This window comes from Streptomyces sp. GL_140, from assembly GCF_057834465.1.
Genome location: NZ_CM174404.1, coordinates 6,546,328 through 6,560,583 on the forward strand (window position 1 = coordinate 6,546,328; position 14,256 = coordinate 6,560,583).

General features: G+C 73.3%; 14 protein-coding genes. 11 read left to right on the forward strand and 3 right to left on the reverse strand.

What is annotated here, in order from left to right:
• The first annotated feature begins 29 nt into the window (after positions 1 to 29).
• The 3 genes from AC3IYJ_RS30710 to AC3IYJ_RS30720 are packed head-to-tail and all read left to right on the forward strand — an operon-like array spanning position 30 to position 3,366.
• Complete coding sequence (locus AC3IYJ_RS30710; protein WP_489397767.1) at positions 30 to 1,397, forward strand: LLM class flavin-dependent oxidoreductase; 1,368 nt, start codon at positions 30 to 32, stop codon at positions 1,395 to 1,397.
• Entirely contained in the window at positions 1,394 to 3,001 is a 1,608-nt protein-coding gene (locus AC3IYJ_RS30715; protein ID WP_489397768.1) for an FAD-dependent oxidoreductase, read from the forward strand. The genes AC3IYJ_RS30710 and AC3IYJ_RS30715 overlap by 4 nt, the downstream gene beginning before the upstream one ends.
• Positions 2,971 to 3,366: a 4Fe-4S dicluster domain-containing protein gene (locus tag AC3IYJ_RS30720; protein WP_489397769.1), complete on the forward strand. Its 396-nt coding sequence runs from the start codon at positions 2,971 to 2,973 to the stop codon at positions 3,364 to 3,366. Before AC3IYJ_RS30715 ends, AC3IYJ_RS30720 begins: the two co-directional genes overlap by 31 nt.
• A 123-nt stretch (positions 3,367 to 3,489) precedes the next feature.
• Here AC3IYJ_RS30720 and AC3IYJ_RS30725 read toward each other — a convergent pair whose 3' ends face one another.
• On the reverse strand, positions 3,490 to 4,200 hold the full coding sequence (locus AC3IYJ_RS30725) for a DUF2470 domain-containing protein (RefSeq protein WP_489402974.1): 711 nt from the start codon (positions 4,198 to 4,200) through the stop codon (positions 3,490 to 3,492).
• Between the two features lie 197 nt (positions 4,201 to 4,397).
• Between AC3IYJ_RS30725 and AC3IYJ_RS30730 the strand changes: the two genes are divergently transcribed.
• From AC3IYJ_RS30730 to AC3IYJ_RS30745, 4 genes are all read left to right on the forward strand, one after another.
• Complete coding sequence (locus AC3IYJ_RS30730; RefSeq protein WP_489397770.1) at positions 4,398 to 4,793, forward strand: cell division protein SepF; 396 nt, start codon at positions 4,398 to 4,400, stop codon at positions 4,791 to 4,793.
• 67 nt (positions 4,794 to 4,860) lie between these two features.
• Positions 4,861 to 6,150 carry an AAA family ATPase gene (locus AC3IYJ_RS30735; protein WP_489397771.1) on the forward strand — a complete coding sequence of 430 codons (1,290 nt, stop codon included), beginning with the start codon at positions 4,861 to 4,863 and terminating at the stop codon, positions 6,148 to 6,150.
• Positions 6,147 to 6,572 (forward strand): nucleotide pyrophosphohydrolase, encoded by a 426-nt coding sequence (locus tag AC3IYJ_RS30740; protein WP_489397772.1) that lies wholly within the window; start codon positions 6,147 to 6,149, stop codon positions 6,570 to 6,572. Before AC3IYJ_RS30735 ends, AC3IYJ_RS30740 begins: the two co-directional genes overlap by 4 nt.
• Before the next feature lie 122 nt (positions 6,573 to 6,694).
• Entirely contained in the window at positions 6,695 to 7,180 is a 486-nt protein-coding gene (locus tag AC3IYJ_RS30745; protein WP_330299103.1) for a DUF6099 family protein, read from the forward strand.
• Positions 7,181 to 7,268: 88 nt separating this feature from the next.
• Here AC3IYJ_RS30745 and AC3IYJ_RS30750 read toward each other — a convergent pair whose 3' ends face one another.
• Positions 7,269 to 7,478 carry a hypothetical protein gene (locus AC3IYJ_RS30750; RefSeq protein ID WP_489402975.1) on the reverse strand — a complete coding sequence of 70 codons (210 nt, stop codon included), beginning with the start codon at positions 7,476 to 7,478 and terminating at the stop codon, positions 7,269 to 7,271.
• A gap of 255 nt (positions 7,479 to 7,733) precedes the next feature.
• Between AC3IYJ_RS30750 and AC3IYJ_RS30755 the strand changes: the two genes are divergently transcribed.
• Both AC3IYJ_RS30755 and mmuM read left to right on the forward strand, forming a co-directional pair.
• Positions 7,734 to 8,657 (forward strand): LLM class F420-dependent oxidoreductase, encoded by a 924-nt coding sequence (locus tag AC3IYJ_RS30755; protein ID WP_489397773.1) that lies wholly within the window; start codon positions 7,734 to 7,736, stop codon positions 8,655 to 8,657.
• A gap of 16 nt (positions 8,658 to 8,673) precedes the next feature.
• Positions 8,674 to 9,606, forward strand: a complete 933-nt coding sequence (mmuM, locus tag AC3IYJ_RS30760; RefSeq protein ID WP_489397774.1) for a homocysteine S-methyltransferase — start codon at positions 8,674 to 8,676, stop codon at positions 9,604 to 9,606.
• Between the two features lie 14 nt (positions 9,607 to 9,620).
• On the opposite strand, the gene AC3IYJ_RS30765 is transcribed toward mmuM, so the two are convergent.
• Entirely contained in the window at positions 9,621 to 9,866 is a 246-nt protein-coding gene (locus AC3IYJ_RS30765) for a hypothetical protein (RefSeq protein ID WP_489397775.1), read from the reverse strand.
• Between the two features lie 92 nt (positions 9,867 to 9,958).
• On the opposite strand from AC3IYJ_RS30765, the gene AC3IYJ_RS30770 reads away from it, so the two are divergent.
• Together AC3IYJ_RS30770 and AC3IYJ_RS30775 are read left to right on the forward strand one after the other, a co-directional pair.
• Positions 9,959 to 11,491: a 3' terminal RNA ribose 2'-O-methyltransferase Hen1 gene (locus tag AC3IYJ_RS30770; protein ID WP_489397776.1), complete on the forward strand. Its 1,533-nt coding sequence runs from the start codon at positions 9,959 to 9,961 to the stop codon at positions 11,489 to 11,491.
• Positions 11,488 to 14,085, forward strand: coding sequence for a polynucleotide kinase-phosphatase (locus AC3IYJ_RS30775; protein WP_489397777.1), 2,598 nt, complete (start codon positions 11,488 to 11,490; stop codon positions 14,083 to 14,085). The genes AC3IYJ_RS30770 and AC3IYJ_RS30775 overlap by 4 nt, the downstream gene beginning before the upstream one ends.
• Positions 14,086 to 14,256 lie beyond the last annotated feature (171 nt).

Genomic DNA, 14,256 nt, shown 5'->3' on the forward strand with positions numbered 1-14,256 from the left:
CACGCCACCATCCGACCGAGGAAAACGACATGACGACCGCACCCCGGACCCTCCACCTCAACGCCTTCCTCATGAACGCCGGCCACCACGACGCCGCCTGGCGCCACCCGGACAGCAGCCCCGAGCGCATCACCGACCTGCGCTACTTCCAGGAACTGGCCCGCACCGCCGAGCGCGGACGGCTCGACTCGATCTTCTTCGCCGACGGGCTCGCCCTCTGGGGCAAGGCCCGCTACAACGCCCTCGGCGGGTTCGAGCCGCTCACGCTGCTCTCCGCCATCGCCGCCGTCACCGAGCACATCGGGCTGATCGCGACCGTCTCCACCACCTTCAACGAGCCCTTCCACACGGCCCGGAAGTTCGCCTCCCTCGACCACATCAGCAACGGCCGGGCCGGCTGGAACATCGTCACCTCCGGCACCCTCGACGAAGCCCGCAATTTCAACCAGGAGGAACACCTGGAGCACCGGCTGCGCTACGACCGGGCCCGCGAGTTCCTGGACGTGGCCACCAAGCTCTGGGACAGCTGGGAGGACGACGCGGTCGTCCTCGACAAGGAGCGCGGCATCTACGCCGACACCGACAAGCTCCACCCGGCCGCCCACCGGGGCGAGTACTTCGGCGTCGCCGGAGCGCTCAACGTCCCCCGTTCCCCCCAGGGACACCCGCTCCTCGTCCAGGCCGGATCCTCCGAGGACGGCAAGGAGTTCGCGGCCCAGTACGCCGAGGCCGTCTTCACCGCCCAGCAGACGCTCGCCGACGGCCAGACCTTCTACAAGGACCTCAAGTCCCGCCTCGCCAAGTACGGCCGCGCGGAGTCCGACCTCCTCGTCCTGCCTGGCATCGCACCCGTCATCGGTTCCACCGAGGCCGAGGCCAAGGCCCTGGAGCAGCAGCTCACCGACCTCCAGGTGCCGGAGTACGGGCTGGCCCAGCTGTCCGGGATGCTCGGCACGGACCTCACCGGCCACCCGCTCGACGGGCCGCTGCCCGAGCTTCCCGAGGAGCGGGACATCAACGGCAACAAGAGCCGGTTCACGCTCGTCGCCGAACTGGCCCGCCGCGACGGCCTGACCCTGCGCGAGCTGATCGCCCGGCTCGGCGCCGGTCGCGGCCACCGGGTCTTCGCCGGGACGCCCGAGCAGATCGCCGACCAGCTGGAGGAGTGGTTCACGCAGGGCGCCGCCGACGGGTTCAACATCATGGCGCCCGTCCTGCCCACGGGCCTCACCGACTTCGTCGACCACGTCGTGCCGATCCTCCAGCGGCGCGGCCTCTTCCGCACCGAGTACACCGGCGCCACCCTGCGCGAGAACTACGGGCTGGCCCGCCCCGCCAACCGCTACACGGCGGCGGTGGAAGCGGCGACGGCGGCCGGAGCCGGAGCCGGGGCGTGAGCGATCACGCCGCCGACCGCCCCACCGACCACCTCGCCGACGTGCTCGTCGTCGGCGGTGGGCCCGCCGCCACCTGGGCCGCCCTCAAGGCGGCCCGGGCCGGGGCCTCGGTGGTCCTGGCCGACAAGGGCTACTGCGGCACCAGCGGCGCCACCGCCGCCGGCGGCACCGGCGTCTGGTACGTCCCGCCCGAGCCCGCCGCCCGCGAGGCCGCGATGGCCAGCCGCGAGGGGCTCGGCGGATACCTGGCCGACCGGCGCTGGATGTCCCGGGTCCTCGACGAGACGTACGACCGGATGAACGAGCTGGCCACCGAGGTCCGCTACCCCTTCCCGACCGGCCCGGACGGGCAGCCGCTTCGCAACGGCCTCCAGGGCCCGGAGTACATGCGCCGCATGCGCATCCGGATCCGCCGGGCCGGGGTCCGGATCCTCGACCACAGTCCGGTCACCGAGCTGCTGACCGACGAGGACGGCGCCGTCGCGGGCGCCGCCGGCTACCGGCGCCAGGCCCGCGAGCACTACCGGGTGCTGGCCGGAGCCGTGGTGATCGCCACCGGCGGCTGCGCCTTCCTCAGCGGCGCGCTCGGCACCAACACCAACACCGGGGACGGGGCGCTGCTGGCCGCCGAAGCCGGGGCCGAGCTGTCCGGGATGGAATTCTCCAACGCCTACGGGATCGCCCCCGAGGGCACCTCCGTCACGAAGACGGCCTTCTACACCTTCGCCACCTTCTACCGGGAGGACGGCAGTGTCCTGGAAGGCGCCGCCAGCCTCGGCGGCCGCTCCGTCATCGCCCGCGAGCTCCTCGACGGGGGCAAGGTGCTCGCCCGCCTGGACCGGGCCGACGCCACCGCGCAGGCCGCGATGCGGCTCGCGCAGCCGAACTTCTTCCTCACCTTCGACCGGCTCGGCATCGACCCGTTCACCGACCGCTTCGCCGTCACACTGCTGGCCGAGGGGACCGTACGGGGCACCGGCGGGATCCGGATCACCGGGGACGACTGCGCCACCGCGGTCCCCGGGCTGTACGCCGCCGGGGACGCGGCCACCCGCGAGGAGATCTGTGGGGGATTCACCGGAGGCGGCAGTCACAACGCCGCCTGGGCGATGTCCTCGGGCAGTTGGGCGGGGGCCGGGGCGGCCCGGTTCTCCCGCTCCCTCGCCTCGGGGCGGGCCGCCTGCCGACCGGTCACCGGGGCGGGCGGGGCGGGGCTCCGCCCGACGGGGGACACCGGGCCCGTCCACGGACACCGGGACACCGGAGAACTCGTACGGCTCGTCCAGGACGAAGTGCTCCCGTACGACAAGAACTACCTGCGCCACGGCGATGTCCTCGCCGCCTCCCTCGCCACGCTCGACGGGGCCTGGGCGCAGCTGCGCGGCTCCCTGCGCGGCGAGGGAGCCGACTTGGTCAGGGCCCGGCAGGCCGCGGCCATGACGGCGCACGCCCGCTGGATGTACGCCTCGGCGCTGGCCCGCACCGAGAGCCGCGGCATGGCCCGTCGGCTCGACCATCCGGACCAGGACCCGGCACAGCACCACCGGATCGTGACCGGAGGACTCGACCGGGTATGGACGCGCACGACGGAGCCGGCCTCATGATCGAACTGGTCTCGGCAGAGCGATGCATAGCCTGCGACAAGTGCGTGGAGGTGTGCCCGACCGACGTTTTCGAGCGGGGGCCGGAGGGGATTCCCGTGCTCGCCCGGCAGCAGGACTGCCAGACCTGCTTCCTGTGCGAGGCCAACTGCCCGGTGGACGCGCTGTTCGTGTCCCCGCTGACCCGCCCGCTCCCCGAGGACCCGGCCGTACGGGACGAGGCCGGGCTCGTCGGCCGCGGCCTGCTCGGCAGCTACCGGCGCGAGATCGGCTGGGGCGAGGGGCGCACACCGGGAGCCCTGCGTGCGGTCGGCCCGTCCCTCGGCCCGGTGGGGGACCGGGGGGCGGCGCCGCCGATCACGTCCTGAGGGGGAAGGGAGTAAGGGGGGCGCGTGCCGCCGGAGCGAACCGCTCCGGCGGCACGCGCGTGTTGCGGGGCGGGAGCGGGTGCGGGTGCGGGTGCGGGGTCCCAGGCGGTCGGGGCAACGCGCTCAGGCGGGCAGGGTGTTGCGGTGGGAGCGGCGGCGGGCCGCGCTGAAGAGGGCCTGGATCTGCGCCCCGGACTGCTCCACGTCGTCCAGCGGGGAAGGGAAGGGGAGCCGCACGTCGCGGTGGCCGCGCCGTTCCTCCAGCCGCAGGGTGATGCCGTAGCGGTCCATCGTGACCGGCAGGGCGCGCAGGACGGCGGACGGGGCCGGTGCCGGGGCCTGGGTCCCGTCCTGGGGCCGGACCAGGCGCAGGAGGAGGGTGACGAGTTCGGCGTGGTCGTCGACGAGGTGGGTGAGCATGCCGGCTTCGTACGGGGCGAGCGGGTCGGGGCAGGCCGCGTCCAGCTCTTCGAGGCCGACGTACGAGCGGACTCCGTCGGAGGTTTCGAGGACGGCCCGGTCGAATTCCACGCAGGTGGCGTCGGCGCTCTCGTCCGCGTACGGGGTCAGGAGGCGCCCGAGCAGCGTGACGCGGGCCCGCGCGCGGTCCCGTACCGGGGTGGGCGCGATGTCCGTGAACTCCATGCGGATCGCGGGCCGGTGCTCGGCGCAGCCGCCCGGTTCGGCGGGGTGCAGGTGCAGCCGGCCGAGGGGGTCGGTGCCGTCCAGGTGGCGGATCTCGGTGCGCTGCCCGTCGATGACGACGGTCATGGAGTGGGCGGCGGTCAGGATGGACCGGACTCGCTCGGCGTCGGTGGGCATGGGCAGGTGCATGAGGATCTCTCCGTCGTCCCGAGTGGCGTGCGCGGCTTGCCTGGGCATGATACTTAGGCATGCCTAACCTAACTTATCCGGAGGGTGGGGGGTAGTCCGCGAGGGGGCGCCGGGTGGCTCGTGTCGGTGTTGGGCTGAACGGGTGAAACGCGAGAGGATGGGGGGATGCACATGAAGCGCAAGGCCGAGGCGGCCTGGTGAGCAGGTACGACGTCACCGACGAACAGTGGGAGGGGCTCGCACAGGTGGTCCCCCTGCGCAGTCGCAACGAGTGGCCCTCCCGGGTGGACCACCGCACGATCCCCACGGCGCCGGGAGCGTCCGCGGCGGAGCAGCGGCGCTTCGTGGTGATCCGGGTCCAGGTCTTCGCCGACGCGCGGGAGGTGGCGGAGTACCTGATCGCGCAGATCCCGGTGCTGCTGGACCTCACGGGCGCGGACAGCGAAGTCGCCAAGCGGATACTGGACTTCAGCAGCGGCGTGGTCTTCGGGCTCGGCAGCGGGATGCACCGGGTCGACCGGAACGTCTTCCTGCTGGCGCCCATCGGGACCGAGGTGGAGGGGATCGCGGCCGCGGCCGTCCCCCGATCGTAGGAAGGTCCCGCGGGCGGAACGGTTCGCCGGACCCACGGGGGGTCCGGCGGGCCGTACCGTCCCGCGCATGACCCCGCCTCCGGCCGCTGCGGCTGCTGCTCCTGTTTCTCCTCCTGTTCCTCCCCCTGGTCTTGGTCCTGCTTCCGTTGTCGCTCCTGCTCCTCCTCCTGCTGCTGCTGCTGCTCCCGCTCCCGCTTCCGTTGCCGCTGATGTCTGTGGCGCCTCCGACGGGCCGTACCTGAGGCCCGTGGTCACCGAATTACGGCTGTCCGCCTACGGGGTGCACCGCGGGGCCCGGTTCGCGCTGGGGGCCGTCACCCTTTTCGCCGGACCCAGCGGGAGCGGCAAATCGCAGGCCCTGGAGGCCTACGCGGCGCTGGCCGCGCTGGGCGCCGGGGCCACGCTGGACGAGGTGTTTCCCGAGCCGCGCGCCCGGATCCCGGATCTGGCGCTGCCCGACGCCGAGCGGCGCCGGGGGTTCCGGATCGGCTGCACCGTCGACGGACCCGCCGGGCCGGTCCGGCTCGACCTCGCCGTGCAGGCGGAGCCCGCGCTGCGGATCGTCGGTGAACGGCTCTCGGTGGACGGGCAGATCCTGTTGAGCACCGCCCTGCGCGACCCCGGGCGACGGTCCGTCCAGGCGGCCTGGCTGACCGGTGGGGCCGCCGGGGTCACCAGGGCCCCGCTGCCCGACGACCGGCTCGGCACCGCCCTGCTCCCGCTGCGCGTGGCCGGAGCCACCGACGGGCAGCGTCGGGTGCTCGCCGCCGCCGAGCAAGTGGTGGTCGCGCTGCGGTCGGTGTTCCCCTGCGACCCCCGCCCGGAGCGGATGCGGGAGCCGGCCGGGCCGGGGGAGGGCCGGCTGCTGGGGGACTGCGCCAACCTGGCCGACGTGCTGCGCCGGACCCGCCTGGAGTGCGGCACCCGCTACGGGCTGCTGACCGAGGCCGCCCGCAGCGGGTGCGCGGGGTGGGTGGCGGGGCTGGAGGTGCGGGCCCCCGAGGGCGGCCCGGTCACCGGCCTGCTCGACCGGGGCCCCGACCGGCCCGCGACCGAACTGGCCCGGCTCGGCGCGGGCGAACTGCGCTTCCTCGCCCTCGCGCTGGTCCTGCTGACCGGGCCCGGGGTGCTGGACATGGACCAGCCGGCCGAGCTGCTGTCCGCGCGCCAGACCATGACGGTCCTCGCCGACGGGTTCGACCGGGACCTGGACCGCCGCCAGAGCGCCGAGCTGCTGCGGCTGGCGGTACTGGCGTGCGGGCGCGGCCAGGTCCGCCTGGCCGCCTCGGTCGGCGAGGCCTGCGCGGAGGCCGCCCGGGGGACCGCGGGCGTCTCGGTGGTAGACCTGAGGTCATGAGCGAGGAGCAGGGCATGGGTGACGGGCGCGCCACAGGTGAAGAGCAGGGTGCGGGTGACTCGAAGCGGGGCTGTGAGCGGCTGGGTCTGCTCCAGCGGCGGCTCGCCGAGTTCGCGGCGGCACGCGGGTGGGAGCCGTACCACACGCCCAAGAACCTGGCGGTGGCGCTGAGCGTGGAGGCGGCCGAACTGGTCGAGATCTTCCAGTGGCTGACGCCGGAACAGTCGGCAAAGGTCATGGAAGCACCGGAATCCGCGCACAGGGTGGCCGATGAGGTGGCCGATGTGCTTGCCTATCTGCTGCAGTTCTGTGAGGTTCTCGGGGTTGATGTGCTGGATGCGCTCGCCGCGAAGATCGAGCGGAACGAGCTGCGCTTCCCGGTTCCGGGGGCTCCGGCGGTAGACCGTCACTCTTCGGAGTGATGGCGTTATTCACAACCATGTTTGTGTCCACAATTTCCGAATACCCCTGGCTTTACGCGCCCGTTGCCCTCACTCTGGGTAGTGGTGAGAACGGCGGATGTCGTGCGGACGGGGGACGGCATATGGATGCGGTACGGCTCATCGCAGCCGGCCGGCACGCGCTGGCACAGAGCGGGGCTGCGTGGGACATCGTGGGCGAGGCCTGGCAGGCACAGGCGCTCGCACAGGGGATAGGGAGCTGGCTGGCGGTCACCGGGCCGCCGGAGCTGAGATCGGAGGCACGGGGGCTGGGTGAAGCGGGGGGCAGAGGCTGCGGGGTGCTCGACCGGGCGGCATTGCGTGGAGAGGGCTATGCGCCCGATCTCCCGCCGCGAGCAGCGCAGTTGACCGAAGTGACGGATGCGCGACAGGCGCTGCTCGGGCTCCAGGCGCTCCTGGGCGAAGTGGGCATAGCGCTCGTCGGGGTGGCCTGCGGTACGGACGACGAAGGTCTGTACTGGCAGTGCATAGAGTCGATAGACGCGGCCGACGAGTCGAGCGACCGGGTACGGGCGATCCTGCGCCGGATGACCGTGCGCGAGCGGGGCTCCGCGTCCGGGGTGGCCTGAGCCCGGGGACCGGCCCGGGTGGTCGGCGCGGGTGATCGGTACGGGGCGCCGAGGTGGGGTCCCGCCGCGTGCGGCGGGACCCGTGAGGTCAGTACGACCAGGAGGACGGACGCTGCTCGCTCTCCGGGGCGCGGTCCGTGGAGGACTGGAGGTCGGCGTCGAGCTGCGAGAGGTCGGCGTTCAGCGCCGCCATCAGCTCTTCCATCTGCTGGAGCAGGCCCTTCGGCGCGCCGCCCTGGGCGGGTACCGCGGGCTCCTGACGTGCGTGGTCGTGTGTTGCCTGCCCGGTCTGCTCGATCTGTCCGGCCTGCCCGGCCTGTCGGTGGGGATCCGGCTCCGACTCCTGGGACATGGCGGCCTCCTCGGCCCTGGCCCTTCCAAGGCGGAAGGGGGCGGTGGACGCACCGGCGAGGGCCGCCGGCGCGCGGGCCGGGCGGTCCGGCTCCGTCCGAGCAAACGATCCCCGTCCGGGCTGGTCACTGGCGGGGGCGGCGGCGGGCCGCCCGCCCGGCTCAGATTCACCCGGCCGGGGTCGAAGGGGCAGGATGGGGGCATGGATCTCCGTATCTTCACAGAGCCCCAGCAGGGCGCGAGCTACGACACCCTCCTGAGCGTCGCCAAGGCCACCGAGGACCTCGGCTTCGACGCGTTCTTCCGCTCCGACCACTACTTGCGCATGGGATCGGCCGACGGCCTGCCCGGCCCCACGGACGCCTGGATCACCCTCGCCGGCCTGGCCCGCGAGACCAAGCGGATCAGGCTGGGCACGCTGATGACGGCCGGTACCTTCCGGCTGCCCGGCGTGCTCGCGATCCAGGTCGCCCAGGTCGACCAGATGTCCGGCGGCCGCGTCGAACTGGGTCTGGGCGCGGGCTGGTTCGAGGAGGAGCACAAGGCGTACGGAATCCCCTTCCCGGCGGAGCGCCTGGCCCGGCTGGAGGAGCAGCTGGCGATCGTCACCGGCCTGTGGGCCACCGAGGTCGGCGCCTCCTTCGACTACGCGGGCACCCACTACCAGGTGGAGAACTCCCCGGCGCTGCCCAAGCCCGCCCAGGCCAGGATCCCCGTCCTGATCGGCGGCCACGGGGCGAAGCGCACTCCGCGCCTCGCCGCGCAGTACGCGGACGAGTTCAACATGCCCTTCGCCTCGATCCCGGACAGCGAGCGGCAGTTCGGCCGGGTCCGGGCGGCGGCCGAGGAAGCCGGGCGCAAGCCCGACGACCTCGTCTACTCCAACGCCCTCGTCGTGTGCGTGGGCAAGGACGACGCCGAGGTGGCCCGGCGGGCCGCCGCCATCGGCCGGGACGTGGACGAGCTCAAGGCCAACGGCCTGGCGGGCTCCCCGGCCGAGGTGGTGCAGCGGATCGGCGAGTACGGGGCCGTCGGCTCCTCCCGCCTCTACCTCCAGCTGCTCGACCTCGACGACCTGGACCACCTGGAGCTGATCTCGGCCCAGGTCCTGTCCCAGCTCGGCTGACGGAGGCGGCAGAACCGTGCCCCGCGCGTCCGCACCGCTGGCCGAGGCCCTGACCGGCCGCGGCCCCGGCGCACCGGCCCTGCTCCTGGACGGCGGGCTGAGCAATCAACTCGCCGACCAGGGCTGCGACCTGTCCGGCGGCCTCTGGACGGGCCGGGTGCTCGCCGAGCGGCCGGACCAGGTCGCGGCCGCGCACGCCGCGTACGCGCAGGCCGGCGCCGAGGTGCTGATCACCGCCGGCTACCAGGTGGCGTACGCACCCTTCGCCCGGCACGGCTACGGCCGGGCGCGCACGACGGGCCTGCTGCGGCGCAGCGTGCGCCTCGCCGACGCGGCGGCCCGGGCGGCGGACCACGAGGTGTGGGTCGCCGCGTCCGTGGGCCCGTACGGGGCGGTGCTGGCGGACGGCTCCGAGTACCGGGGCCGGTACGGCCTGAGCGTGCGGGAGCTGGCGGCCTTCCACCGCCCCCGGATCGAGGCGCTGCTCGCCGCTGGCCCCGACGTACTGGCCCTGGAGACCATCCCGGACGAGACGGAGGCCGAGGCCCTGCTCGGCGTCCTCGCGGAAACGGGAGCCCGCGCCTGGCTGAGCTACACGGTGGCCGGCGGCCGGACCCGGGCCGGCGGGCCGCTGGCCGGAGCCTTCGCCTTGGCCGCCGGATCCCCGCAGGTCATCGCGGTCGGGGTCAACTGCTGCGACCCCGCCGATGTGCTGCCGGCCCTCGATGCGGCGGCGTCCGTCACCGCCAAGCCGCTGCTGGCCTACCCCAACGACGGCTCGGTCTGGGAAGCCGCCACCGGGACCTGGCGGTACCCGCCCGCGCCGGTGCCCTGGCCCGTGGAAGCCTGGCGCCGCGCCGGAGCCCGCCTCATCGGCGGCTGCTGCCGCGTCGGCCCGGACCGCATCGCGGAGCTGGCCGCCGCCCGGGATCCGGAGGGGACCGCCTGACCCTCGACAGGCCCCTAGTCCTCGCTCATCACGGCCTCGCAGCCGGGGCACGCCAGGTCCGCGTAGTCCGGCGGGCACCAGGTGCCCGGGTGCTCGGACGGGTTCCAGGCGGCCGTCTCCATCGCGAAGGTGTCCTTGCCGCACACGGTCCTGGGGCCGCGCTCGGGGCCGGCTCCCGGGGCGGTGGGTGCGGCGTGCACCCGCAGGACGGATCCTTCGGCCGGCCGGTCGAGCTCGTACACGACGACGATGCCGCTCATGCTTCGACGGTAGGCGTCCCCGGGCCCGGTGGGAAACGGGGCGGCGGAAAATGGGGCGCGCCCGCCAGTCCTGACCAAGGACAATCGATCACGTGTTCCTGACGATCTCCACCACCGGCTCCCCCGAACGACCCGCCACCGACCTGGGCTTTCTGCTGCACAAGCATCCCGGGAAGGCGCAGGCGTTCTCCACCTCCCACGGCACCGCCCACGTCTTCTACCCCGAAGCGACGGCCGAACGGTGCACGGCGGGCCTGCTTCTGGAGGTCGATCCCGTCGCGCTCGTGCGGCGCGGCCAGGGACAGGGCAAGGGCCGGGGCGGGACGCCCGACGCGGCCCTCGCGCAGTACGTCAACGACCGGCCCTATGCCGCCTCCTCCCTGCTGGCGGTGGCGCTCAGCGGAGTGTTCCGCACCGCGCTCAAGGGCGAGTGCGTCAACCGCCCCGAGCTGCCGGACGAGGTCCGTCCGCTGCGCGTGGAGATCCCGGCGCTGCCCGCGCGCGGCGGGCCGGACCTGGTGCGCCGGCTGTTCGCCCCGCTGGGCTGGGACTCCGTGGAGGTGACGCCCGTACCGCTCGACGAGACGTTCCCGGAGTGGGGCGACTCCCGGTACGTGCGCCTCGTCCTGGAGGGCGAGCTGCGCCTCGCCGACGCGCTGCGCGGGCTGTACGTCCTGCTGCCCGTGCTGGACGACGCCAAGCACTACTGGATCGCCGCCGACGAGGTGGACAAGCTGATGCGCGCCGGAGAGGGGTGGCTCGCCGAGCACCCCGAGAGCGGGCTGATCACCTCCCGCTACCTCGCCCGTCACAAGCGGCTGACCCAGGACGCCCTGGAGCGCCTGGAGCTGGTCCGCCTCGCCGAGGCCGACGGCAGCGAGGTCGAGGAGCTCGACAACGCCGTGGACGAGGCCCGCTGCATCGAGGAGGCCGAGGCCCGGCCCGTGCCGCTCGCGGTCCAGCGCCGCGACGCGATCCTCGACGGGCTCCGGGCCGCCGGCGCCGCGCGCGTCCTCGACCTGGGCTGCGGGCAGGGCCAGCTGGTGCAGGCCCTGCTCAAGGACCCGGCGTACACCGAGATCGTCGGGGTGGACGTGTCCATCCGGGCGCTGAACATCGCCGCGAGGCGGCTGCGGCTGGAGCGGATGGGGGAGCGGCAGAGCTCCCGCGTGCACCTGATGCAGGGTTCGCTCGCGTACACGGACAAGCGGCTCGCCGGCTACGACGCGGCCGTGCTCAGCGAGGTCATCGAGCACCTTGACCTGGAGCGGCTGCCCGCCCTGGAGTACGCGGTGTTCGGTTCGGCCCGACCGCGCACGGTCCTGGTGACCACCCCGAACGTCGAGTACAACGTCCGCTGGGAGTCCCTGCCCGCCGGGCACGTCCGGCACGGCGACCACCGCTTCGAGTGGACCCGCGAGGAGTTCCGGTCCTGGGCGGACCGGGTCGCCGCCCGGCACGGCTACGCCGTCGCGTACGTGTCCGTGGGGGACGACGATCCGGAGGTCGGGCCGCCGACGCAGATGGCCGTCTTCACTCAGCTCACCGGCACCAGCACCGGTACGGGCACCGGCACCGCCGCCGGCATCACCACCGACACCCCGAAGGAGGGCGAGGCAGCATGACCACCGAGACCGACATCAGCACGGGCACCGGCACCGGCATCCGCACCGACCGCAAGCGCGTACTTCCCGTCACCGACCTGTCCCTCGTCGTGCTGATCGGGGCCACCGGATCCGGCAAGTCCACCTTCGCCCGCAAGCACTTCAAGGGCACCGAGGTCATCTCCTCCGACTACTGCCGGGGGCTCGTCGCCGACGACGAGAACGACCAGAGCGCCAGCAAGGACGCCTTCGAGGTCCTGCACTACATCGCGGGCAAGCGCCTCGCCGCGGGCCGGCTCACCGTCATCGACGCCACCAGCGTCCAGGCCGAGTCCCGCCGCCAGCTGGTCCAGCTCGCCCGCGAGTACGACGTCCTGCCCATAGCGATCGTCCTCGACATGCCCGAGGAGGTCTGTGCGGAGCGCAACGCCGCCCGCTCCGAGCGGGCCGGGCTGCCCCGGGCCGTCATCCAGCGCCACCGCCGCGACCTGCGGCGCTCCCTGCGCGGGCTGGAGCGCGAGGGCTTCCGCAAGGTGCACGTGCTGCGCACGCCCGAGGAGGCCGACTCGGCCGAGGTGGTGCTGGAGAAGCGCTTCAACGACCTCACCCACCTCACCGGCCCCTTCGACATCATCGGCGACATCCACGGCTGCGCCTCCGAGCTGGAGACCCTGCTCGACAAGCTCGGCTACCGGGACGGCGGCCACCGCGCCCACCCCGAGGGCCGCACCGCCGTCTTCGTCGGCGACCTCGTCGACCGGGGCCCGGACAGCCCCGGCGTACTGCGCCGGGTGATGGGCATGGTCGGGGCCGGCAACGCCCTGTGCGTGCCCGGGAACCACGAGAACAAGCTGGCCCGTTACCTCAAGGGGTCCAAGGTCCAGCAGACCCACGGGCTCGCCGAGACCATCGAGCAGTTGAGCCACGAGCCGGAGGAGTTCGTCCAGGAGGTCCGCACCTTCATCCAGGGCCTCGTCAGCCACTACGTGCTCGACGGCGGCAAGCTGGTCGTCTGTCACGCGGGTCTGCCCGAGAAGTACCACGGCCGCACCTCCGGCCGGGTGCGCTCGCACGCCCTGTACGGGGAGACCACCGGCGAGACCGACGAGTTCGGCCTGCCCGTGCGCTACCCGTGGGCCGAGGACTACCGCGGCAAGGCCGTGGTCGTCTACGGCCACACCCCGGTCCCGGACACCAGCTGGATCAACAACACCATCTGCCTCGACACCGGAGCCGTCTTCGGCGGCAGGATGACCGCCCTGCGCTGGCCCGAGCGCGAACTGGTCGACGTACCGGCCGAGAAGGTCTGGTACGAGCCGGTCAAGCCGCTCGTCGCCGAGGTGCCGGGCGGCCACGATGGCCGGCCGCTCGACCTCGCCGACGTCCACGGCCGCCGGGTCGTGGAGACCCGGCACCTGGGCAACGTCAACGTCCGCGAGGAGAATGCGGCCGCCGCCCTGGAGGTCATGAGCCGCTTCGCCGTGGACCCGCGCCTGGTGCCGTACCTCCCGCCGACCATGGCGCCCACCGCGACCTCGCAGACCGAGGGCTACCTGGAGCACCCGGCCGAGGCCTTCGCGCAGTACCGCAAGGACGGCATCGCCCAGGTCGTCTGCGAGGAGAAGCACATGGGCTCCCGCGCCACCGTGCTGATCTGCAAGGACGCAGACGCGGCCCGCGAGCGCTTCGGGGTCGAGGGCCCCACCGGGTCCGTCTACACCCGTACCGGACGGCCCTTCTTCAAGGACCCGGAGGTCACCGAGGAGGTCCTCACCCGGCTCCGCGCGGCCGTCACCGACGCCGGGCTCTGGGAGGAGCTGGACACCGACTGGCTGCTCGTCGACGGCGAACTGCTGCCCTGGTCGCTGAAGTCCGGCGGTCTGCTGCGCAGCCAGTACGCCGCCGTGGGCGCGGCCTCGGCCGCGGTCTTCCCCGAGGCGCTGGCCGCTCTGGAGGCCGCCGCCGGGCGGGGCGTCGACACCGGGGAGCTCCTGGAGCGCCAGCGCGGGCGGGCCGCCGACGCGGCGAAGTTCACCGACGCCTACCGGCGCTACTGCTGGACCACCGACGGGCTGGACGGCGTACGGTTCGCCCCGTTCCAGCTGCTGGCGGCGGCCGGGCGTTCGCTGGCGGCCGTACCCCACGACGAGCAGCTGTTCTGGCTGGACCGCCTCGTCGCCGCGGACGAGGCCTCCGGCACGGGCCTGCTGCGCCGCACCGGCCGGATCCTGGTGGACCCGGCCGACGAGGCGTCCGTACGGGCCGGCACCGACTGGTGGCTGGAGCTGACGGCCGCCGGCGGCGAGGGCATGGTCGTCAAGCCGCTCCAGGCGTACGCCAAGGACGGCAAGGGCCGCCTCGTGCAGCCGGGAGTGAAGGTGCGCGGCCGCGAGTACCTGCGGATCATCTACGGTCCCGAGTACACGCGTCCGGACCACCTGGAGCGGCTGCGCCAGCGCCACCTCGGGCACAAGCGCTCGCTCGCCCTGCGCGAGTACGCGCTCGGGCTGGAGTCCCTGGACCGGCTGGCGGCCGAGGAGCCGCTGTGGCGGGTCCACGAGGCGGTCTTCGCCGTCCTCGCGCTGGAGTCGGAGCCGGTGGACCCGAGGCTCTGACGGCGTCAAGGAAGGGCCCCCGTACGGCCGGTCATTAGGTCGTATGGGGGAACTTTCGCCGAGAACTCCGGGAAAACCACCGGCGGGATCGTTCATCCAGGGCAGCGGAATGTCCGCGACCCCTGGAAGGACGGAACGTCACCTATGAAGATGACCGCGCGCGGAAGCATT